General features: G+C 74.6%; 15 protein-coding genes. 6 read left to right on the top strand and 9 right to left on the bottom strand.

Annotated elements, in window-relative coordinates; translation table 11 throughout:
• Positions 1–16: 16 nt before the first annotated feature.
• Positions 17–217 carry a hypothetical protein gene (locus E7Z53_RS13810; RefSeq protein ID WP_176337993.1) on the bottom strand — a complete coding sequence of 67 codons (201 nt, stop codon included), beginning with the start codon at positions 215–217 and terminating at the stop codon, positions 17–19.
• 5 nt (positions 218–222) lie between these two features.
• Between E7Z53_RS13810 and E7Z53_RS13805 the strand changes: the two genes are divergently transcribed.
• Positions 223–1,971: an HNH endonuclease signature motif containing protein gene (locus E7Z53_RS13805; RefSeq protein WP_176337992.1), complete on the top strand. Its 1,749-nt coding sequence runs from the start codon at positions 223–225 to the stop codon at positions 1,969–1,971.
• Positions 1,972–2,070: 99 nt separating this feature from the next.
• Here E7Z53_RS13805 and E7Z53_RS13800 read toward each other — a convergent pair whose 3' ends face one another.
• On the bottom strand, positions 2,071–4,029 hold the full coding sequence (locus E7Z53_RS13800) for a threonine/serine ThrE exporter family protein (RefSeq protein ID WP_109243237.1): 1,959 nt from the start codon (positions 4,027–4,029) through the stop codon (positions 2,071–2,073).
• Positions 4,030–4,093: 64 nt separating this feature from the next.
• Complete coding sequence (locus E7Z53_RS13795; protein ID WP_017832760.1) at positions 4,094–5,176, bottom strand: lipid II:glycine glycyltransferase FemX; 1,083 nt, start codon at positions 5,174–5,176, stop codon at positions 4,094–4,096.
• 303 nt (positions 5,177–5,479) lie between these two features.
• Between E7Z53_RS13795 and murJ the strand changes: the two genes are divergently transcribed.
• A complete protein-coding gene (gene murJ / locus E7Z53_RS13790; protein WP_035926867.1) occupies positions 5,480–7,030 on the top strand; it encodes a murein biosynthesis integral membrane protein MurJ in 1,551 nt (516 codons plus the stop codon).
• A gap of 12 nt (positions 7,031–7,042) precedes the next feature.
• Here murJ and E7Z53_RS13785 read toward each other — a convergent pair whose 3' ends face one another.
• The 6 genes from E7Z53_RS13785 to E7Z53_RS13760 form a co-directional block, all read right to left on the bottom strand.
• Positions 7,043–8,245, bottom strand: a complete 1,203-nt coding sequence (locus tag E7Z53_RS13785; RefSeq protein ID WP_176337991.1) for an ATP-grasp domain-containing protein — start codon at positions 8,243–8,245, stop codon at positions 7,043–7,045.
• A 141-nt stretch (positions 8,246–8,386) separates the two neighbouring features.
• The gene (locus E7Z53_RS13780; protein ID WP_017832764.1) at positions 8,387–8,665 is read right to left on the bottom strand and encodes an HPr family phosphocarrier protein; all 279 of its coding nucleotides are present in this window, start codon (positions 8,663–8,665) and stop codon (positions 8,387–8,389) included.
• Between the two features lie 81 nt (positions 8,666–8,746).
• Positions 8,747–10,447 (bottom strand): phosphoenolpyruvate--protein phosphotransferase, encoded by a 1,701-nt coding sequence (gene ptsP, locus E7Z53_RS13775; RefSeq protein ID WP_031282639.1) that lies wholly within the window; start codon positions 10,445–10,447, stop codon positions 8,747–8,749.
• A gap of 69 nt (positions 10,448–10,516) precedes the next feature.
• Positions 10,517–12,640 (bottom strand): PTS fructose transporter subunit IIABC, encoded by a 2,124-nt coding sequence (locus tag E7Z53_RS13770; RefSeq protein ID WP_035926860.1) that lies wholly within the window; start codon positions 12,638–12,640, stop codon positions 10,517–10,519.
• A gap of 69 nt (positions 12,641–12,709) precedes the next feature.
• Positions 12,710–13,684 (bottom strand): 1-phosphofructokinase family hexose kinase, encoded by a 975-nt coding sequence (locus tag E7Z53_RS13765; RefSeq protein ID WP_017832767.1) that lies wholly within the window; start codon positions 13,682–13,684, stop codon positions 12,710–12,712.
• On the bottom strand, positions 13,681–14,472 hold the full coding sequence (locus E7Z53_RS13760) for a DeoR/GlpR family DNA-binding transcription regulator (RefSeq protein WP_017832768.1): 792 nt from the start codon (positions 14,470–14,472) through the stop codon (positions 13,681–13,683). Before E7Z53_RS13760 ends, E7Z53_RS13765 begins: the two co-directional genes overlap by 4 nt.
• Before the next feature lie 227 nt (positions 14,473–14,699).
• Between E7Z53_RS13760 and E7Z53_RS13755 the strand changes: the two genes are divergently transcribed.
• The 4 genes from E7Z53_RS13755 (at position 14,700) to E7Z53_RS13740 (ending at position 19,538) form a co-directional block, all read left to right on the top strand.
• The gene (locus E7Z53_RS13755; RefSeq protein ID WP_176337990.1) at positions 14,700–16,433 is read left to right on the top strand and encodes an ABC transporter ATP-binding protein; all 1,734 of its coding nucleotides are present in this window, start codon (positions 14,700–14,702) and stop codon (positions 16,431–16,433) included.
• On the top strand, positions 16,433–18,391 hold the full coding sequence (locus E7Z53_RS13750) for an ABC transporter ATP-binding protein (RefSeq protein WP_115162338.1): 1,959 nt from the start codon (positions 16,433–16,435) through the stop codon (positions 18,389–18,391). Before E7Z53_RS13755 ends, E7Z53_RS13750 begins: the two co-directional genes overlap by 1 nt.
• Positions 18,378–18,833, top strand: a complete 456-nt coding sequence (locus tag E7Z53_RS13745; RefSeq protein ID WP_035926853.1) for a DUF3817 domain-containing protein — start codon at positions 18,378–18,380, stop codon at positions 18,831–18,833. Before E7Z53_RS13750 ends, E7Z53_RS13745 begins: the two co-directional genes overlap by 14 nt.
• 102 nt (positions 18,834–18,935) lie before the next feature.
• Positions 18,936–19,538, top strand: a complete 603-nt coding sequence (locus E7Z53_RS13740; RefSeq protein ID WP_017832772.1) for a TIGR03085 family metal-binding protein — start codon at positions 18,936–18,938, stop codon at positions 19,536–19,538.
• Positions 19,539–19,587 lie beyond the last annotated feature (49 nt).

Raw genomic sequence — 19,587 nt, 5'->3', positions numbered from 1 at the left:
GCCGTCCCTCCGCGTCTCACGGCCGCTCCTCCCCGCCCCAGGGCATGGCCCCGGCCCGGGCCACGGGCTCCGTCTCCGTCTCCGTCTCCGTCTCCGTCTCCGTCTCCGTCTCCGTCTCCGTCTCCGTCTCCGTCTCCGTCTCCGTCTCCGTCTCCGTCTCCGTCTCCGTCTCCGTCTCCGTCTCCGTCCTTATGGTGTCGGATCCGGTGGGGATCATGAGACATGACCACTACCGCCGGCCGGCCGCGGAGCCCGGAGGAGGTCCTCGGGGAGGACACGGCCGTTGCCGACCGTGAGTACGCCGGTGCTGTGACGGAGCTGGTCGAGGACGCCCGGGCGGAGGCACGGGCTGCGGGCCGGCAGCTGCGGGTGATCCACCGGATGTGGCAGCTGCAGGAGCAGGCGCACGATCGGCGACGGGCGGCCCGGGCACGCTGGTCGAACGAGCGAGCCCGCAGTCGTGGGCAGCACGTCCCGGAACCGGAGAAGCGCACGGTGCTGGACGTGGCCGACGAGATCGGCCCGGCGCTGCGGCTGCCGGCGGGTACGGCGGTGCGCCGTGTGGAGAACGCGGTCCTGCTCGCCGAGAGCCTGCCCCGGGTCCTGCAGGCCCTCGAGTCCGGGGCGATCGCCCCGCGCCAGACCGAGGTGATCGTGGACCTGTGGCGGGACCTGGTGGGTGTGACCGGTCGGCCGCCCGAGCAGCGGCCGCTCGGCGAGGCCGTGTCCCGTGTCGTGGACGAGCTGCTGGAGAAGGCCCCGACGGCCACCGCGTCGCAGCTCCGGGCGCTGGCCCGGAGGCGGCGGGCCTGGCTGCTGGCCGGGTCTCAGGAGGACCGTCACCGGCTGGCCCGCCGGGGGCGCAGGGTGTGGATAGAACCCGAGGAGGACGGCATGGCGCGGCTGTGCGCGCTCCTGGACGCGGCCACCGCCCACGCGGTCCACGCCCGTCTCGCGTCCATCGCCGCCCGTGTGGATCCGCACAGCCCGTCGTCGGACTTGGCCGGGTCCGCGTGTGGCGGCCAGGGCGTCGCCGAGGGCCGGGGCCCGGACGACGACCGGAGCTGCTGGGAGGACGGGCCGCGCACGGCAGGGCAGCTGCGCGCGGACGTGCTCGCCGCACTGCTGCTGGACGGCGAGCCCTCCTGCATGCCGGAGCACCTGCGCGGGATCCGCGGGCAGGTCACGGTCACCGTTCCCGTGCTCTCGCTGCTGGAGCACAGCGCACAGACTCCCGGCCGCGGATCCTCCGGCCGGTCGCCCGACGGAGACGGGCTTCCCGGCCGATCATGCAGCGCCGGCGGAGCCACCGGCCGCGGCGGGCCTGCTGGGAGCCCGGGCTGCGCGGAGCTGGCCGGCTACGGGCCGATCCCGGTGAGCGTGGCCGAGCGGATCGCCGCCGGCGCCGGGTCCTGGTCGAGGGTTCTGACACATCCGGTCACCGGCACCGTCCTGGACCACGACCGCACCACGTACGCCGTGCCGGCCGATCTCAAGCGCCGGCTGCGAGCGAGGGACGGCACCTGCCGGTTCCCCGGATGCCGGCGCCGTGCCGAGCGCTGCGACCTCGACCACACCGTGGCCTGGGTCGAGGGCAGGCCGACCGCCGCGGACAACCTCGCCCATCTGTGCCGTCACCACCACGTCCTCAAGCACCGGGACGGCCCGCTCGGGCGCTGGCGGGTCCGGCACCGCCGCCGGGAGTCCCCGGAGGGCGTCCTGGAATGGACCTCACCGGCAGGACGCGTCCACGTGACCTACCCCCAGCAGCACCACCACCCCGTGCTCTCGCCGCTGCGGATCGCCGACGACCTGCCCGTCGACGGCGGCCCCCCGGCAGAGCAGGCACCGGACGAGCCGTCACCGGCTGCGGTCCTGTGGACACCCCGCAGGACCGTGCCCTCCGGCGCCCGGCCTCACCAGGTCCGCCCCCACGGGGTCCGGCAGGACGACGACCCGCCTCCGTTCTGAGCCGCACCGACGATCCACCCCGGCGATACCCCGGCCCACAGCCCACCACGGTGCCGGCCCGGCCCACAGCGCCCTACGGTGCTGACACTGGTCAGCGTGTCAGCGGCGCCGGTTGCGCCGGGAACTGGTGCCGTTGAGGTGCCCCACGAAGGGCCGCATGAGGTACTTGCCGAGCACCACTCCGGAGGCCAGGGCCACGATGGAGGCCATCGCGTTGACGAGCCCCACGATCCCGGGGCCGTAGGTGTCCGTCTCCACGGTGATGGTGTACATGCCGCGGAAGATGGACAGCCCGGGCAACAGGAAGGTCATCGCGGGGATCGCCAGGACCAGCTGGGGAATCCGGTGCCGGGCCGCCAGCACGGTCGCCACGCACCCGCTGGTGATCGCCGCGAGCGCCGTGTCCAGGCGGGAGCCCAGGCCGGCGGCCATGCCGGTGTGGTAGACCACGAGACCGCCGAGGGCGGCGGCCACGGTCGAGAGCACGTGACGGGGCTTGGCCTGCATCGTGACCGCGATGAGCCCGGTGGCGATCAGCATGAACACGGAGTTGGTCAGCGGGCCCACCGGGTCGAAGGCGCTCTGCGAGACGTCGACCCGGGGCATGCCGGCGTAGCCGGCCACGGAGATGCCGCCGGCGATGCCGGCCACGATGCCGAGGAACGCCATGGACGTGGAGAGCAGCCGCCCGGCCGCCGTGACGGGGAACCCGTTGATCGCGTCCTGCATGGTGGAGACCATGCGGGTGGTGGGCAGGAGCAGGATGATCCCGCCCGCGATGACCCGTGCCGGGGACAGGTCGACACCGGCCCAGGACATCAGCAGGGCCATCGTGGTGAGGATCCCCGACTGGGCGGCCATGGTGAAGAACTCGGGGATCCGCCAGACGCCCAGCCGGTGCGCCACGACCTGGTTGACGACCGAGGACAGACCGGCCACGAGCGCACCCAGCACTCCCCCGCCGATGCCGACGGTGATGGTCATCGCCGCGGCGGCCGTGGCGGCCCGCACCATCCACCGCGGATAGGGCTTGGGCTTGGCGTTGATCGCCTCCAGGCGCCGCTCCGCCTCCCCGCGGGGCATCTCACCGCCCGTGATGTCCGCGACCAGCTGGTGCGTCTCGGCCAGCCCCGCGTAGTTGTCCGTCCAGGAGCGCACGACCCGCATGACCGTGTGGCTGTTGGTGTCCGGGTCGTTGAAGACGTCCTCGCGGGTCCGGGTGTCCCCGCCGTCCGGCTGGTCGTCGGCGATGTAGTTGATCGTCACGGCCTGGTTGGTGATGTCCACCTCGACGTTCTCGACCCCGTAGGTGGCGCACACGGCGATGATGGCGTTCTCGACGTCGAGGGCGTCCGCGCCGTAGTGGAACATGGTCTCCGCGAGCCGCAGCGCGAAGTTCAGGGTGCGCCGAGCCTGCCGGCTGGTGGACTCCCCGAACCGGCGCAGATTGGCGAAGGGCGAGGCGTTGAGCCGTTCCACCACGCGCATGGGGGCGGTCGGGGCGGCCTCCCCCTGCAGGATGGAGCGCAGCCGGGCGCGCCCGCCGGGCCGGGCCCCCTGCGCCCGGGTGGACGGGTAGGCGCCCCGCTGCATCCGGTCGGAGCTCTTGCCGGGAGCCGGGAGCGGTCCGATCGTCGTCGTCTCCGGGCGGGAGACGGGGACCGTGTCGGTGCCGGTGCGGCGCCGCCGGCGCGCCGACGCCGGCAGGGGCACGGTCTCGGCGGCGGAGAGCAGCTCGCGGCGCTTCTCCGGCTCGGGGGTGTCCCCGTGCCGGCGGATCAGGCTCGTGCTGAGCACGGGCAGCGCCTGCGGGGCGTCGGGCACGATGTCGAGCACGGTGGTCCCGGCGCGGCGCCGGGCGTGCTGGGCCTGGTCCTCGGTGGGGCGCACCGTGGGCAGGCCCGCGCCGTGCCGGGCGACCGGGCGGGCGGCGCCCGTGAGCGTCGTGTCCCCGCCGGGGCCGAAGGGCTCGACGACGTGGAGGTCGGGCTCCTCGGCCCCGTCCGACGAGGGGTAGGCGGCGAACGGGCGCAGGGGGGCGCGCTGGTCGGTCACCACGCGGCGTTCCTCCTTCCGGGGCGCGGGGGCGGGGGCCCGGCGGGCGGTCGGGGTCGGGGTCGGATCAGTAGAAGGGCTGGCCCGTGCGGCGGACCCACAGCTGGCGCTGGACCTTCTCGGCCACATTGGTCCACACCGCGTACTTGGCGGGGCTCAGGACCTGGTCGTGGACGCCCACGAAGTCGACCACGGTCTTGGTGAAGCTCGTCTTGAACAGACCCAGACCGTAGTAGGGGTGCTCCTTGTTCTTGAGCTGGTCGCTCGGCGGGGTGCCGCAGAAGTCGTACTCGACGATCCCGTGCTCCCGCATGAGGTCCGTGATCGCGGTCCACTGCAGCAGGTGGGAGTCACCGTACTGGCGGCGCCGGGGCTTCGAGCCGCCGTCCTTGTAGGTGCCCTTGGTGCCGTAGGCGATGACGTAGGCGCCCACCGAGGGCTCGCCGTCCTCGTAGGTGAAGTACAGCCGCCCCTGGCCGGCCTGCTCGAACGCCGTCCAGAACTTCGCGTAGTACTCGTAGGAGCGCAGGTTCACGTTCGCGTCCCCCTGCCCCACGGTGTCCATGAGCGCGTACATCCGGCGCATGTTCTGCTCGGTCAGCTCGACGCGTTCGACGGTGCAGCCCTCGCGCAGGGCCCGCCGGACGGCGTTGCGCCCGCGGGAGTGCAGCGACTTCAGCACGGCCTCCTCGTCCCGGTCGGTGTCGAGGACCGCCGTGGAGTCGTTGGGCTGGATGTTGAAGGACTTCTTCAGCCCGGCCCGCGCGAGCACGCCGCGGGCGTAGTCGGAGTCCAGGACGTCCGGCTCGATCTTGATCGCGAAGACGTTCAGCCGCTGCTCGGCCACGAGCCGGGCACTGGCCGCGGCGATCCCGGGGATGTCGTCGACGGAGGCGACGTCCGGGCCCTTGATCATGTACCAGAGCTTGCCGAGGGCGGGCACCGCCTTCTCGAGGACGAGGTTGTAGGACGCCTGTCCGCCGTCGGCGGGCTCGTGCACGAGGTGCAGGGGCCGCCAGCCGTGGTCCGCCTTGACGTCCGCGAAGGACGCCGACTGCAGCAGGTTGCCGCCGTGCGGGTTCGCCGTGACCTGGGTGTCCCAGGCCTCGATCTCCTGGGCGGTGGCGAAGCGTGCGGTGAACTCTCGCAAGGCTCTCTCAATCGTCGGGGTCGTCGGGGCCGGCCGGCCGGGGGTGGCCGGCGGGCCGGTGCGCCGGCGGGGGCCGGCCCCGGTCAGTCTAACCGCGCGGGCCTGAGGGGCCTCTGAGCTGTGCCGCTCGGGCGCCGCGCCGCCGTTCCCGTCCCCGCGGCGGGCCCGGGACGGGGCCGGGGCGGCACCGGGTGCCGCGCTGTGTATTCTGTTCAGGCGGTTCGCACCGGCAGGTCCGCGGCGCGCACCGGCAGGTCCGCTCCGATCCCCGGCGCGGTCCGGACCAGGGAGGTGGCGGGAGCCGTGGGTGGACCGGGCGGGCGCTGGAGCATCGCCCGCGCCGCGGTCCTCGTGACCGGACTGACCGCCGTCTCCACCGTGCTGGGATTCGCCCGGGACGTCGTCGTCGGCGCCGTCTTCGGCGCGGGCGCCGAGCTCGACGCGTGGCTGGTGGCCCAAGGCGTGCTGAACGTCGTCCTCGGCCTGATCGCCTGGGCGATGGCGCGCTCCGTGACCCCCGTGACCTCGCGGGAGGCCGCCCGGGAGCGCGCCGACGGCACGGGGTGCCGCGGCCACCGCGGCTTCGAGGTCTCCCTCACCGTCACCGTGGTCCTCCTCGGCCTGGCCGCCGTGGTGACGGGGCTGCTCGCGGAACCGGTGACGGCCCTGCTCGCCCCCGGGTTCGACGACGCCCAGACCGCCACGGCCGCCTCGCTCACCCGGATCGTCCTCGTCGCGACGGTGCTCGTGGCCGGCACGGACCTGCTGGCCTCGCTCGTCCAGGCCCACGGCCGTTTCGCGTGGTCCTCCCTGCAGGGCGTCCCGTTCAACCTCGTCATGATCGCCGCGGCAGGTCTGTTCGGGCCCCGGTACGGCGTCTCGGCGCTCGCCGTGGGCTACGTGGTGGGCTCGGCGGCGCGGCTGCTGATGCAGGTGCCCCCCGTGCGGGCGCTCGGCTCCCGGCTCCGGCCCCGGTGGGACCTGCGGGACCCGGGCTTCCGGGAGATCGCCCGGCTCGTGCCGCCCATGCTGGTGGGCAACGCCGTGGTCAACATCAACACCCTCGTCGACCGGGCGGTGGGCTCCACCCTCGAGGACGGCACGATCACGGCGCTGACCTACGGCTGGCGCCTGGTCGACCTGCCGGAGACCCTCGTCATCGCGGCCCTGCTCGTCCCCCTGTACCCGGCCCTGGGCGCCTCCGCGGACGACCGGCCCGAGCTGCGCCGGCTCGTCGACCGCGGGCTGTCCGTGGTCGTCACCGTGCTCGCCCCGGTGTGCGCGGTGTTCGTGGTCGCGGCCGGACCCCTCGTCGCCACGGCCTTCGGGCACGGCGCGTTCGACGACGGGGACGTCGCGGCGACGGCCACCGCGGTCGCCTGGTACGCGCCGGCGCTGCTCGCGCTCGGCTTCCGCCAGGTGGTGGTCCGCGCGTCCTACGCCATCGGCGACTCCCGCGGGCCCGTGGTCGTGGCGGTGCTGGCGATGGTCGTCAACGTGGTCGGCGACGTCCTGCTGGCCCCGGTGCTGGGCCTCGCCGGCATCGCCGCGGCCACGACCGCGTCCCTGGTCGTGGCGGCGCTGCTCAACGCGTGGCTGCTGCACCGGCGGCACGCCGGGCTGGACGCCAGGGCGACGACGGCACTGGTGGCGCGGGCGCTCGTGCTGGCGGCCGTCGCCGGCGCCGCAGGGCTGGGTGCGCGGGAGGCGCTGGCGGAGCTGCCCTCGTTCGTGCTCGCGGCGCTCTGCGCCGCCGTGGTGGGCGGGACGTACCTGCTCGGGCTCGTCGTGCTGCGGGCTCCCGAGCGCCTGCTCGTGGGCGAGACGCTGCGGACGCTGCGCCGGAGGCGCTGACGCGGCGCCGCCCTACCCGGAGCGGGCGCCGTTCCTGAGCCGCCAGGTGGCCAGGTGCCACGTGGGTCCGGGATCGCGCAGGTCCCACACGCTGTGCTGGGCGCCGCGGCCCCAGCGGAGGGTGTCGGCGACGTCCGCGGCCAGACCGCCGCGGCGCTCCACGGAGGCCCGCCGCAGGTCCCCGGCGAGCCAGGCGTAGCGGACCCCGGGGCGGGCGTCCGGCAGCTCCGGCACGGGCGCGCCGAGCACCAGCCGGCCCCACGCGTCGGCCAGCCCGGGGCGGGCGGCCTCGGCCAGGGCCATCGAGCCGAAGAAGCGGCCGTTGAGGTCGATGAGCTGCGGGACGCCGTCGTCCCCGGTGAGGAACTGCAGCTCCACGAGCCCCCACCAGCCCAGGTCGCGCAGCAGCACCTCGGCGCGCGCCGCGAGCTCCTCGTCGACGGGCACCGTCTGCGCACGGGCCGAGACGCCGTTGGGCGTGGGCCACAGCCGGGAGGTGGTCTGCTGCACCCGGCCGCGCAGGCGGCCGTCGTGGTGGACCCCGATGAGGGCCCCGAGGGTGCCGCGCACGGGCACCTGCAGCACCGGTTCGGCACCGGCCTCGCGGATCCGCCGCACCTGTCCGGCGGCGGCGGGGGCGTCCGGGAAGAGCTTGGCCTCGATGCGGTGGGGCCGGGTCTGCCCGGGCGCCCAGTGCGCCCGGCACTTGACGACGACCGGGCCGTCCCAGGCGGCGAGCGCCTCGTCCGTGGCCGCCAGCGTCCGGGGGGCGGCGAGGCCCGCCCGGGCCGCCCGGTCCGCGAGCCCGACCTTGTCGAGGGCCTCCGCGACCACGTCCGGGCCCGGGTGCGCCACCGCCGCCGGGAGGTGCTGGCGGTAGGCCGAGACCGCGGCCATCCAGTCGTCGCCGGCGCCGAAGACGACGTCGTAGGACCCCTCCGCGACCGCCCGGCGGACGCCGTCGATGAAGCGGGCGCCGTCCCCGCGCGGGCGGGGCACCTCGTGGCGGGCCGCGGCCGCCCGCGTGGCGCCGAGCATGCCCGGTCCGTCGGGGGTGCCGACGCCCACGTGCCAGCCCGCCCGTTCGAGGGCGCGCGCCGCCGCGAGGGCCCCCCGGTCCCGGCCCGTGCCCACGACGAGGGCCCGCCGCGGGGCCTGCGCGGCGCGCTCCGGCTCCCGGCGGCGGTGGTCGAGCGGTGGTCGAGCGGCGGTCATCGGTCCTCCATCGGAGTGTGCGGGCATCCCCTCCACGGTAGTCGGAGCACGTGAGAGGTCGGTGCGGCGGGTCGGCACGCGCGACGGCGCCCGCTCACCGTGCGGTGGGCGGGCGCCGTGACTGGACGGTGCGGCGGGGTCCTACTCGGCGTCGTGGTCCGTCTCGAGGATCTGCACGAGCGCGTCGAGCGCGTCGTCGGCGCCCGCGCCCTCGGCGCGGAGGACGACCTTGTCCCCCTGGCCGGCGCCGAGGGACATGAGCGACAGCACGCTCGAGGCGTCCATCGCCTCGTCCTCGGGCTCGCCCTCGGCGGCGATCGTGATGTCGAGGTCGTACTCCCCGGCGGCCTCGGCGAAGATCGCGGCGGGACGGGCGTGCAGGCCGACGGACGAGGCGATGGTGGCGGTGCGTTCTGCCATGGTGGTGCTCCTTCGGGTTGTGGGGCCCTGGGTGACGGGCCCCGGTGGTTGGGGTGGTGCGGAAACGGTGCGGTCGGTGGGTCAGAGGCCGAGCTCGGCGAGCACGCTGAGCTCGGTCCGCACGGCGGCGGCGGCCTCCTCCGCGCTGGGCTGCTCGATCGCGACCTCGGCGAGGGCCTGGGCGGTGGCGAGGTCGACGCTGCGCAGCACGGCGGCGACCGCGGCCAGTCCGCGGGGGCTCATGGACAGGGTGTGCACCCCGAGGCCCACGAGCACCACGGCGAGCGCGGGGTCGGCCGCGGCCTCGCCGCAGACGCCCACGTTGCGCGGGCCGGCGCCCTCGGACTCGGCCCGACGGGCGCCCTCCACGGTGTACCGGATCATGCGCAGCACGGCGGGCTGCCACGGGTTGTTGAGCTCCGCGAGGGAGCCCATCATCCGGTCGGCGGCCATCGTGTACTGGGTCAGGTCGTTGGTGCCCAGGGACACGAACTTGACGTGGCGCAGGATCTGGTCGGCGGTGACGGCCGCGGACGGCGTCTCGACCATGACCCCGGGCACCCGCAGGCCTGCGGCGGTCGCCATCACGGCGAAGTCCCGGGCCTCGGAGGGCGTGGCGATCATCGGCGCCATGACCCACACGTCGGCGTCCGTGGCCTTCTCCGCCAGCGCGATCGCCTCGAGCTGCCGGGCGAGCACGCCCGGCACGGAGCGGTCCGTGCGGTAGCCCCGGACCCCGAGCGCGGGGTTCGGCTCGGCGGTGTCGGTGAGGAAGGGCAGCGGCTTGTCCGCCCCGGCGTCGAGCGTGCGGACCACGACCTTCTTGCCGGCGAAGGACTCGAGGATCGCGGTGTACTGCTCCACCTGCTCCTCGACCGAGGGCTCCTTGTCCCGGCCCAGGAAGCAGAACTCGGTGCGCAGCAGCCCCACGCCCTGGGCCCCGGCCGCGGCCGCCGTGCGGGCGTCCTCGGGGGTGCCCACGTTGGCCAGCAGCGGGATCTCGGTGCCGTCCGAGAGCACGCCGCGGCCGTCGAAGGCCTCGCGCGCCGCGGCGCTGCGCACCCAGGCCTCCACGAGCTCCTGCTCGTCCGCGCCGGGCTCGGTGCGGATCTCACCGGTGGCGCCGTCCACGAACACGCGGGTGCCGTCGGCGAGCGCCTCGACGCCCCGGGCCGCCACGACCGCGGGGAGCCCGAGGTTGCGGGCCAGGATGGCCGTGTGGGACTGCGGGCCGCCGCCGGAGGTGACGAGGGCCAGGACCATCTCGGGGTCCAGGGTCGCCGTGTCGGCGGGCGCGAGGTCCTCGGCGGTCAGCACGAACGGGACGTCCCGCTGCGGCACGCCCGGCATGGGCAGCCCCTGGAGCTGGGACACGAGCCGCGCCCGGACGTCCTCGATGTCCGCGGCGCGCTCGGCCATGTACCCGCCCAGGGCGCGCATCTGGTCCGCGTAGTCGCTCGCGGCCTCCCACAGGGCGCGCTCGGGGGCGAGCCCCTTGCCGTTGACGAGCTTCGCGGCGTTCTTCAGCAGTGCCTTGTCCCCCGCCATGAGCGCGGTGGACTTGAGCACGTCCGCGGCGTCCTTCTCGGTCGCCACCTCGGCGCGGCGCTTGAGCTCGGCCTTGACCGCGGCGGCGGCCGTGTGCAGCCGGGCCACCGCCGCCTCGGGCTCCTCGTCCCGCAGCATCAGCCCCGCGGCCGGCTCGGAGACCGGCTCCGGCATGCTCACGAGCTCGCCGATGACGCGGCCCGCGCACACCCCCACGCCTGTCAGTGTCTGCATCGTGTTCCTCTTCCTCGAGAAGGCTCGGATCGGTGCGCACGGGCCCCGGTCGGGGCCCGTGCGCACCGCTCAGGCGGTGGTCGGCACAGCGGCGGCATCCTCGCGCGAGCGGGTGGCGTCGGCCACCCGGCCGTGCGCACCGCCCACGTGCTTGAGGGCGACGACGATGCCTGCTGTGACCACGGTACCGACAACCACCGCGAGCAGGAACATCAGCGGGTTGCCGATCACCGGCAGGATCCACACCCCGCCGTGCGGCGCGGCGGAGGTGACGCCCGTGGCCATGCTGATCGCGCCGGTCACGGCGCCGCCGACCATGGACGCGGGGAGCACGCGCAGCGGGTCGGCCGCGGCGAACGGGATGGCGCCCTCGGAGATGAAGGAGGCTCCCAGCAGCCACGCGGCCTTGCCGTTCTCCCGCTCGGCCACCGTGAAGTAGCGCTTGGCCACCGTCGAGGCGAGGGCCATGGCCAGCGGGGGCACCATGCCGGCGGCGATGACCGCGGCCATGATCTCCTGCGGGGCGGTGTTGGCGACGGTCGCGGCCCCGAGGCCGGCGGCGGCGAACGTGTAGGCGACCTTGTTGATCGGCCCGCCCAGGTCCGAGCCCATCATCAGGCCGAGGATCGCGCCGAGCGCCAGCGCACTGGCACCGGTCATGCCGTTGAGGACCTCGGTCAGCCACGCCATGAAGGTGGCGATCGGCCCGCCCAGGACCAGCAGCAGCAGACCCGCGGCGAAGATCGTGGCGAGCAGCGGGATGATCACCACGGGCATCAGCGAGCCCAGCCAGCGGGGCAGCCGGGGCTGCGCCAGCCAGTAGGCGGCGAGACCGGCCAGCAGACCGCCGACGATGCCGCCGAGGAACCCGGCACCCATGAAGTTCGCGACCAGGCCGGCCGCGAAGCCCGGGGCGATGCCGGGACGGTCGCTCAGGCCGTAGGCGATGTAGCCGGCCAGTGCGGGCACCAGCAGGCTCATGGCCAGGTTGCCCATCTTGAACAGGACCGCGCCGATGTACTGGGCGAGGGTGAACTCGCCGAGGTTCCAGATGGTGGAGCCGGTCAGCACGTCGTCGGCGATGTTGGCGATGTCCGCCCCGGCCACCATGAAGCCGAAGGCCATGAGCAGCCCGCCCGCGGCCACGAACGGGATCATGTAGCTGACACCGGTCATCACGGCCTTGCGGATGCGGGTCCCCCAGCCCTCGTTCGCGCCGCCGGTGGCGCCCTGGTCGGCGTCCCCGCCGGCCCCGCCCTGCACGCGCGGGGCGTTCGGGTTCCCGGCGTTGGCGAGGGCCTCCTCGATCATGACCTTCGGCTCGTCGATGCCGCGCTTGACCGGCGAGGCGACGAAGGGCTTGCCGGCGAACCGGGCGCGGTCCCGGACGTCGACGTCGGTCGCGAAGATCACCGCGTCCGCCGCGGCGATCGTGGCGGGGTCCAGCTTGGTGAAGCCGGCGGAGCCCTGGGTCTCGACCTGGAGGTCGACCCCCATGTCCTCGGCGGCGTAGGTCAGCCCGTCCGCCGCCATGTAGGTGTGGGCGATGCCGGTGGGGCAGGCCGTGACGGCCACGATCTTCTTGCCGGCGTGCGGGCCGGCGTCGCCCGCGGCCGGGGCGGCGGACGCCGGCGCGGCGCCCCCGTCCGCGGCCCGGGCGTCGACCGAGGCGGGCACCGCGGCGGCGGACGTGGCGCCGGCGGTCGCCGGGCCGGTCGGGGAGGCGCCCTCGGCGGTCCCGCCGAGCCCCAGCGCGTCGTCGACGATCCGGACGACCTCCTGCTCGGACCGCGCGGCGCGCAGGGCGGCCACGAAGTCCTTCTTCATCAGCGAGCGGGCGAGCTTGGCCAGCAGCTTCAGGTGCGTCTGGTCGGCGCCCTCGGGCGCCGCGATGAAGAAGACGATGTCGGCGGGGCCGTCCTTGGCGCCCCAGGGGACGCCCTGCGCGAGCCGGGCCATGACCAGGGTCGGCTCGGTCACGGCGGCGGAGCGGCAGTGCGGGATCGCGATGCCGCCGGGGATGCCGGTGGCGGTCTTGTTCTCGCGGGCGATGGCGTCCGCCAGCAGCCCGTCGAGCTGCTCGGCGCGGCCGGTGCGCTGCACCAGGGCGGCGAGCCGGCCGATGACGGATTCCTTGTCTGCTCCCAGGTCCTGGTCGAGCGAGACCAGGTCGGGAGTGATGAGCTCGGACACGATGTCCTCCTTGAGCGGCCGGGCCGGTGGCCCGGGTGGTTCGGATGAGGTGGGGTGGAGTGGTCCGGTTCAGCCGGAGACGGCGCGCGCGGGGAGCTCCCGCACGGTGACCGCCTCGGGGGTGGTCTCGGAGAGGGTGGGGACCCGGGTGCCCGGCAGCGCGGCCGCCGCGGACCCGGAGGCCACGGCCTGCCGCAGGCACTCCGGCGCCGCGTCCCCGCGCTCCTGGGCGATGAGGTAGCCCGAGAGCGAGCTGTCGCCGGCGCCCACGGTGGAGCGCACGGCCACGGGGGCGTGGACGGCGTGCCAGGAGCCCTCCGGGACGGTGAGCACGGCCCCGCCGGCCCCGAGGGTCGTGAGGACCGCGCCCAGGCCGCGGTCCACGAGCGCGGCGGCGGTGGCGGCCGCGAGGTCGGGGTCCGCCTCGAGCCGTTCGCCGTCGACCGTCCCGACGAGCTCGGCGAGCTCCTCGCCGTTGGGCTTGATGAGGTCGGGCAGGGCGTCGTCGCCGGACACGGCGCCCTGCAGCGCCGCCCCGGAGGTGTCCACGGCGAACAGGGGCGAGCGCTCCCCCAGGGCCGTGCGGACCCGGCGGACGATCCGGGCGTAGACGTCCTCCGGGGCGCCGGGCGGCAGCGAGCCGGCCAGGACCACCCAGGAGGCGTCCGCGCCGCGGTCCACCAGGAGCTCGACGACGGCGTCGACGTGCTCGGTGCCCAGCGGCGCACCCGGGGCGTTGATCTTGGTGGTGGTGCCGTCCGGCTCGGTGATCGTGATGTTAGAGCGGATCGGGGCGCCCACGGGGACCGCCTCGTAGGGGACCTCGGCCGCGGTGAGCTCCGCCAGCAGCGGATCGCCGGGGTCGCCCGGCAGCACGGCCAGGGTCGGGACGCCGCTTGCGCGCAGCGCCCGGGAGATGTTCACGCCCTTGCCGCCGGCGTCCTGCCGGGCGCCGTCGGCGCGCTGGACGGCGCCGCGGCGCAGCGGCGCCGGGAGCTCGACCGTGCGGTCGAGGGACGGGTTGAGGGTGACGGTGAGGATCACGCGATCACCACCTCGACGTCGGCCTCCTCGAGGGCGGCGGCCAGCTCGGGGCCGGGGGCCCGGTCGGTGATGAGGGTGTCGATCTCGTCGAGCGACGCGAAGCGCATGAGGGTCTCCTGATCGTGCTTGGCCGAGTCGCAGAGGACCACGACCCGGCGGGAGGTCTGGATGATGGCGGTCTTGACGACCGCCTCGATGGGGTCCGGGGTGCTCAGCCCGAACGCGGCGTGGATCCCGTTGCAGCCCACGAACGCGAGGTCCGGGCGCAGGCGGGTGTAGTGCTCCGCGGCCCGTCCGCCGGCGGCGGCCCAGGTGAGCTTGCGGACGCGCCCGCCGACGAGCTCGAGCCCGATGCCCGAGGCGTCGGCGAGCTTGGCGGCGATGTGCAGGGCGTGGGTGATGATGAGCTGCTCCTGCCCGTCCGGCAGGGTGGAGTCGGTGCGGACGATGAGGTCGGCCAGGGCCTCGACGGTGCTGCCGGCGTCGAGCACGACGGCCCCGGCCCCGCTGGTGCGCAGGAGGTCGAACGCCGCCTGCGCGATCCGCCGCTTCTCCGGGGTGTTCAGGTGCTTGCGGGAGGAGATGGCCTTCTCGTCGGACGTCGACTGGTCCGCGGAGACGGCGCCCCCGTGCACCCTGCGGAGCCTGCCCGCGGCCTCGAGGGCCGCGAGGTCGCGCCGGACCGTCTCCATGGTGACGTCGAAGCGGCGTGCCAGGTCCGCGCCGTTGACCCGGCGAGTCGTGAGCACCAGCTCGGCGATCTCGGCCTGGCGTTCTTCTGCGAACATGGCGTGCACCTCACGGACGGGAACGATGGACTGTCTTTGCGTTCCCTTGAGTTTATGTGAGTTCGTGTGGTTTTACCAGGGGTTGTAGTGATCCACTTCACGAAAGGCCACAATCGGCGGCGAGGCCCCGGCGGACCGGGCGGGGCACGGTGTCCGCGCCCCGGCGTAGCCTGGATCACGGACCGCCCGGTCCGCCCCGCCCGTCCCGCCACCAGGAGCGGACGCCCATGCTTCTCCGTCTCGTCCGGCAGCACACCGGCCGCTACCTGCCGTGGGTCCTGGCCGTCGTCGCGCTCCAGCTGGTCGCCACGATCGCCGCGCTGCTGCTGCCGAGCCTCAACGCCCGGATCATCGACGAGGGCGTCGTCCGGGGTGACACCGGCCTGATCCTGCGCGTCGGGGAGGTGATGCTCGGCGTGGCGCTCCTGCAGGTCGCGGCCGCCGTCGCCGCGGTGTACTGCGCGGCCCGGGCGGCGATGGGCACCGGCCGCGACCTCCGCCGCGCCGTGCACCGGCAGGTCGGCTCCTTCGGCTCCCGCGAGGTCAACGGCTTCGGGGCCCCCACCCTCATCACGCGGGGCACCAACGACGTCCAGCAGATCCAGATGCTCGTGCTCATGGGGCTCAACTTCATGGTGGCGGCGCCCATCATGTGCGCCGGCGGGATCGTGATGGCTCTCCGGGAGGACGCCGGGCTCTCCTGGCTCGTGTGGGTGTCGGTGCCCGTGCTCGGGATCGCGGTGGGCGTGCTGGTGGGCCTGCTCATGCCCCTCTTCCGGCTCATGCAGGGGCGGATCGACCGGATCAACGCGGTGCTGCGCGAACAGATCGTCGGCATCCGGGTGGTGCGGGCCTTCGTGCGGGAGGACCACGAGCGCCGCCGCTTCGCGGCCGCCAACCGGGAGCTCACCGACGTGTCGGTGCGCATCGGCTCCCTGTTCGTGCTGATGTTCCCGGTCATCACCATGATCCTGCACCTGGCCACCGCCGCCGTGCTGTGGTTCGGCGGCCAGCGGGTGGGGGCCGGGCAGATCCAGGTCGGCTCGCTCACCGCGTTCCTGCAGTACCTCCTGCAGATCCTGACGGCCGTGATGATGGGGACGTTCATGGTGATGATGGTCCCGCGCGCCATGGTGTGCGGCGAGCGCATCACCGAGGTGCTGCGCACCGAGCCCTCCCTGCGGGAGCCCGCCGAGCCCGTGGTCCCGGCCTCCCGGACCGGTGCGGTGGAGCTGCGCGACGTGACGTTCCGGTACCCCGGGGCGGAGCTGCCCGTGCTGGAGGGCGTGGGCTTCCGGGCCGGGCCGGGCCGGACGACCGCCGTCGTCGGCGCCACCGGGTCGGGCAAGTCCACCCTCCTGCACCTCGTCCCCCGGCTGCTGGACCCCACCGGGGGCACGGTGGAGCTCGACGGCGTCCCGCTGCCCCGGCTGTCCCACGAGCAGATCGCCGCCCGGGTGGCCCTCGTGCCGCAGCGGCCGTACCTGTTCTCCGGCACCGTGGCCTCCAACCTCCGGCTCGGGGACGCCGGGGCGACGGACGAGGAGCTCTGGGCCGCGCTGCGCACCGCACAGGCGGAGGACTTCGTCCGCCGGATGCCCGGGGGGCTCGAGGCCCCGATCGCCCAGGGCGGCGTCAACGTCTCCGGCGGGCAGCGGCAGCGGCTGTGCATCGCACGGGCGCTGGTGGCCCGCCCGGTGGTGTACCTCTTCGACGACTCGTTCTCCGCCCTGGACGTGGCCACCGACGCCCGGCTGCGCGCCGCCCTCGTGCCGGCGACCCGGGACGCGACCGTCCTGGTCGTGGCCCAGCGCGTGTCCACCGTCCGGGACGCGGACCAGATCCTCGTCCTGGACGCCGGGCGGATCACGGCGCGCGGGACCCACGACGAGCTGCTGGCCACCTCCGGCACCTACCGGGAGATCGTCGAGTCGCAGACCCGCGCGGAGGAGGTGGCCTGATGGCCGCGCCCGCCCCGCCGCGCAGGCCCCAGCGCTTCTGGTCCTCCGCCGGACGACTGCTGGGCCTGCTCGCCCCGCAGCGGCGGGCGCTGGTGCTCGTCCTCCTGGCCGGGACCGTGTCCGTGGCGCTCAACGTCTGGGCCCCGCTCGTCCTGGGCCGGGCGATGGACGTGATCTTCACGGGGGTGCTCGGCCGGGACATGCCCGCGGGCGCGACGCGGGCGGAGGTGGCCCAGGACCTGCGGGACCGGGGCGAGCAGAACCTCGCGGACCTGGTCTCCGCCGCGGACGTCGTTCCCGGGGCGGGGATCGACTTCTCCGCGCTCGCCCGGCTGATCGCGGCGGTGCTGGTCATGTACCTGGTGGCCTCGCTGCTGATGTGGGCGCAGGGCTGGCTGCTCAACCGCCTGGTCATGCAGGTGGTCCACGACCTGCGCAGCGCGGTCGAGGACAAGCTGAACCGGCTGCCGCTGGGGTGGTTCGACACCCGTGAGCGCGGCGACGTGCTCTCGCGGGTGACCAACGACGTCGACAACGTCCAGACGGCGCTGCAGCACTCCTTCGCCCAGCTGGTCCAGTCCCTGCTCACGGTGGTGGGGATCGTGATCATGATGTTCGTGGTGTCGTGGCAGCTGGCGCTCGTGGCCCTGGTCGCCCTCCCCCTGTCCGCGGGGGCCGCCGGGTTCATCGGGGTGCGCGCCCAGCGCCTGTTCACGGAGCAGTGGCGCGCCACCGGCGCCCTCAACGGGCACATCGAGGACTCGTTCTCCGGCCACGAGCTGATCAGGGTCTTCGGCCGCGAGCAGGAGATGGCCGAGCGCTTCGACGAGCGCAACGAGGAGCTGTACCGGGCGGCCTTCGGGGCACAGTTCGTCTCCGGCACGATCATGCCCGTCATGCAGTTCATCTCCTACCTCTCCTACGTGGGCATCGCCGTGCTCGGCGGGCTGCGCGTGGCCTCCGGGCAGCTGAGCCTCGGGGCGGCGACCGCGTTCATCCAGTACTCGCGGGAGTTCACCCAGCCCCTGTCCCAGATGGCGGGCATGGCCAACACCCTGCAGTCCGGGGTGGCCTCCGCGGAGCGCGCCTTCGAGCTGCTCGACGCCCCGGAGCAGCATGCCGACACCGCCCGCGCCCGCCTGCCCGAACGGTCCCCCGGCCGGGTGCGCTTCGAGCACGTCTCCTTCTCCTACGTCCCGGGGGCCCCGCTCCTCCAGGACCTGACCTTCGAGGCGCTCCCCGGCCGGACCGTGGCCGTCGTGGGGCCCACCGGCGCCGGCAAGACGACGCTCGTGAACCTGGTGCTGCGCTTCTACGAGCTCGACGCCGGGCGGATCACGCTGGACGGCGTGGACATCACCGACCTCTCCCGCGCCGAGCTGCGCTCCCGGGTCGGGATGGTCCTGCAGGACGCCTGGCTGTTCGGCGGGACCATCCGGGAGAACATCCGCTACGGACGGCTGGACGCCACGGACGAGGAGGTGCTCGAGGCCGCCCGGGCGACCCTCGTGGACCGCTTCGTGCGCGCGCTGCCGGAGGGCTACGACACCGTGATCGACCCGGAGGGCAGCAACGTGTCCGTGGGCGAGCGGCAGCTCATCACCATCGCCCGGGCCTTCCTGTCCGACCCCTCCCTGCTGATCCTGGACGAGGCGACGTCCTCGGTGGACACCCGCACCGAGGTGCTCGTGCAGCAGGCCATGGCCGCGCTGCGCAGCGACCGGACCTCGTTCGTCATCGCGCACCGTCTCTCCACCGTCCGCGACGCGGATATCATCCTGGTGATGGAGGACGGCCGGATCGTGGAGCGGGGCGCCCACGACGACCTGCTCGCCGCCCGGGGCGCGTACGCCGCGCTGCACGCGAGCCAGTTCGCGGCTCCGGCGGTCCCCGACGACGCCCCCACCGACCAGCAGCCCCTCGACGTGCAGGAGAGCACCACCCATGACACCCCGTGAGCTCTACGGCCGCTTCGCCCTCGCCGAGGCGGTGACCTGGACGCTGCTGATCCTCGGCATGGTCCTGAAGTACACGGGGGTCTCGGATGCCTTCGTGCCCGTCTTCGGCATGCTGCACGGGGTCGTGTTCCTCGGCTACTGCGTGGTGACCTGCTTCGTCTGGGTGGACCAGCGGTGGTCGGCGGGCTTCGGGGCCCTGGGCCTGGCCAGCGCGGTCGTCCCCTGGGCCACGATCCCCTTCGAGCGCCGCGCCGAGCGCACGGGCCGGCTCGACGGCGGCTGGCGCCTGGCCCCCGGCGGCGACCGTCCCACCACCGTGCCGGAGCGGCTGGAGGCCTGGTCCCTCCGCAGCCCATGGCTGGCCGTGGCGGCGGGCGCGGTCGTGGTGGCGGGCCTCACCTCGGTGCTCCTGTACCTGGGCCCGCCCGTCCCCCGCGGCTGAGCCCGGCCCGGCCGCGCCGGTTCCTGGCGGGCACGCACCCGGTATAGCGTGGACATCAGGACGGCCCCGCCGACCGACGGCGGCGCCACGAGGAGGATCCACGTGACCAATTTCGCCAACGTCGAGCGCCGGCACCTCGCCGCGCTCCTGCGCCGACTGGGCCCCGACGCCCCGACCCTGTGCGAGGGCTGGAGGACCCGCGACCTCGCCGTGCACCTCGTCGTGCGCTCCGGGCGGCCGGACGTCCTGGCCGGCCAGGTGCTCCCGCGGGTGCCCGTGCTGGGCGAGCGCGCCCGCCGCGCCGAGCAGGCCGTCGCCGGCCAGCCCTGGGAGGAGCTCGTGCGGAAGGTGGAGCACCCGCCGCTGTACTCGCCCGCGCGGCTCGGACCGGTGGACAAGCGGATCAACACCGTGGAGTACTTCGTCCACCACGAGGACGTCCGCCGGGCCCAGCCCGACTGGCACGAGCGCCCGCTGCTGCACGACGAGGAGCAGGCCCTGTGGCGGTCCCTGAGCCTGCTGGCCAAGGTGGTGCTCAAGGACGAGGAGGACACCGTGGTGCTCATCGCCCCGTCCTACGGCGCGGTGCGCGGCGGCCGCGGCAGGACGGGGACCGTGCGCGTGCTGCGCGCCGTGCCGAGCGAGCTGGTGCTGTGGGCCCTGGGCCGCCGGGAGCAGGCCCGGGTGGAGCAGTCCGTCGAGTAGCCCGTGACCCGCACCGACGACGGAGGGGGACCGCGCGCCGCGCGGTCCC

It is taken from the genome of Kocuria salina (assembly GCF_013368965.1).
Classification (GTDB): Bacteria; Actinomycetota; Actinomycetes; order Actinomycetales; family Micrococcaceae; genus Kocuria; species Kocuria rosea.
This window is presented reverse-complemented; position numbering and strand designations above follow the sequence as displayed.

Bases quoted from the DNA above. Each gene is read 5' to 3' on its own strand.
- E7Z53_RS13810 (WP_176337993.1), bottom strand. From the start codon at position 217: ATGATCCCCACCGGATCCGACACCATAAGGACGGAGACGGAGACGGAG.
- E7Z53_RS13805 (WP_176337992.1), top strand. From the start codon at position 223: ATGACCACTACCGCCGGCCGGCCGCGGAGCCCGGAGGAGGTCCTCGGG.
- E7Z53_RS13785 (WP_176337991.1), bottom strand. From the start codon at position 8,245: ATGACCGCCGCTCGACCACCGCTCGACCACCGCCGCCGGGAGCCGGAG.
- E7Z53_RS13780 (WP_017832764.1), bottom strand. From the start codon at position 8,665: ATGGCAGAACGCACCGCCACCATCGCCTCGTCCGTCGGCCTGCACGCC.
- ptsP (WP_031282639.1), bottom strand. From the start codon at position 10,447: ATGCAGACACTGACAGGCGTGGGGGTGTGCGCGGGCCGCGTCATCGGC.
- E7Z53_RS13760 (WP_017832768.1), bottom strand. From the start codon at position 14,472: ATGTTCGCAGAAGAACGCCAGGCCGAGATCGCCGAGCTGGTGCTCACG.
- E7Z53_RS13755 (WP_176337990.1), top strand. From the start codon at position 14,700: ATGCTTCTCCGTCTCGTCCGGCAGCACACCGGCCGCTACCTGCCGTGG.
- E7Z53_RS13750 (WP_115162338.1), top strand. From the start codon at position 16,433: ATGGCCGCGCCCGCCCCGCCGCGCAGGCCCCAGCGCTTCTGGTCCTCC.
- E7Z53_RS13745 (WP_035926853.1), top strand. From the start codon at position 18,378: ATGACACCCCGTGAGCTCTACGGCCGCTTCGCCCTCGCCGAGGCGGTG.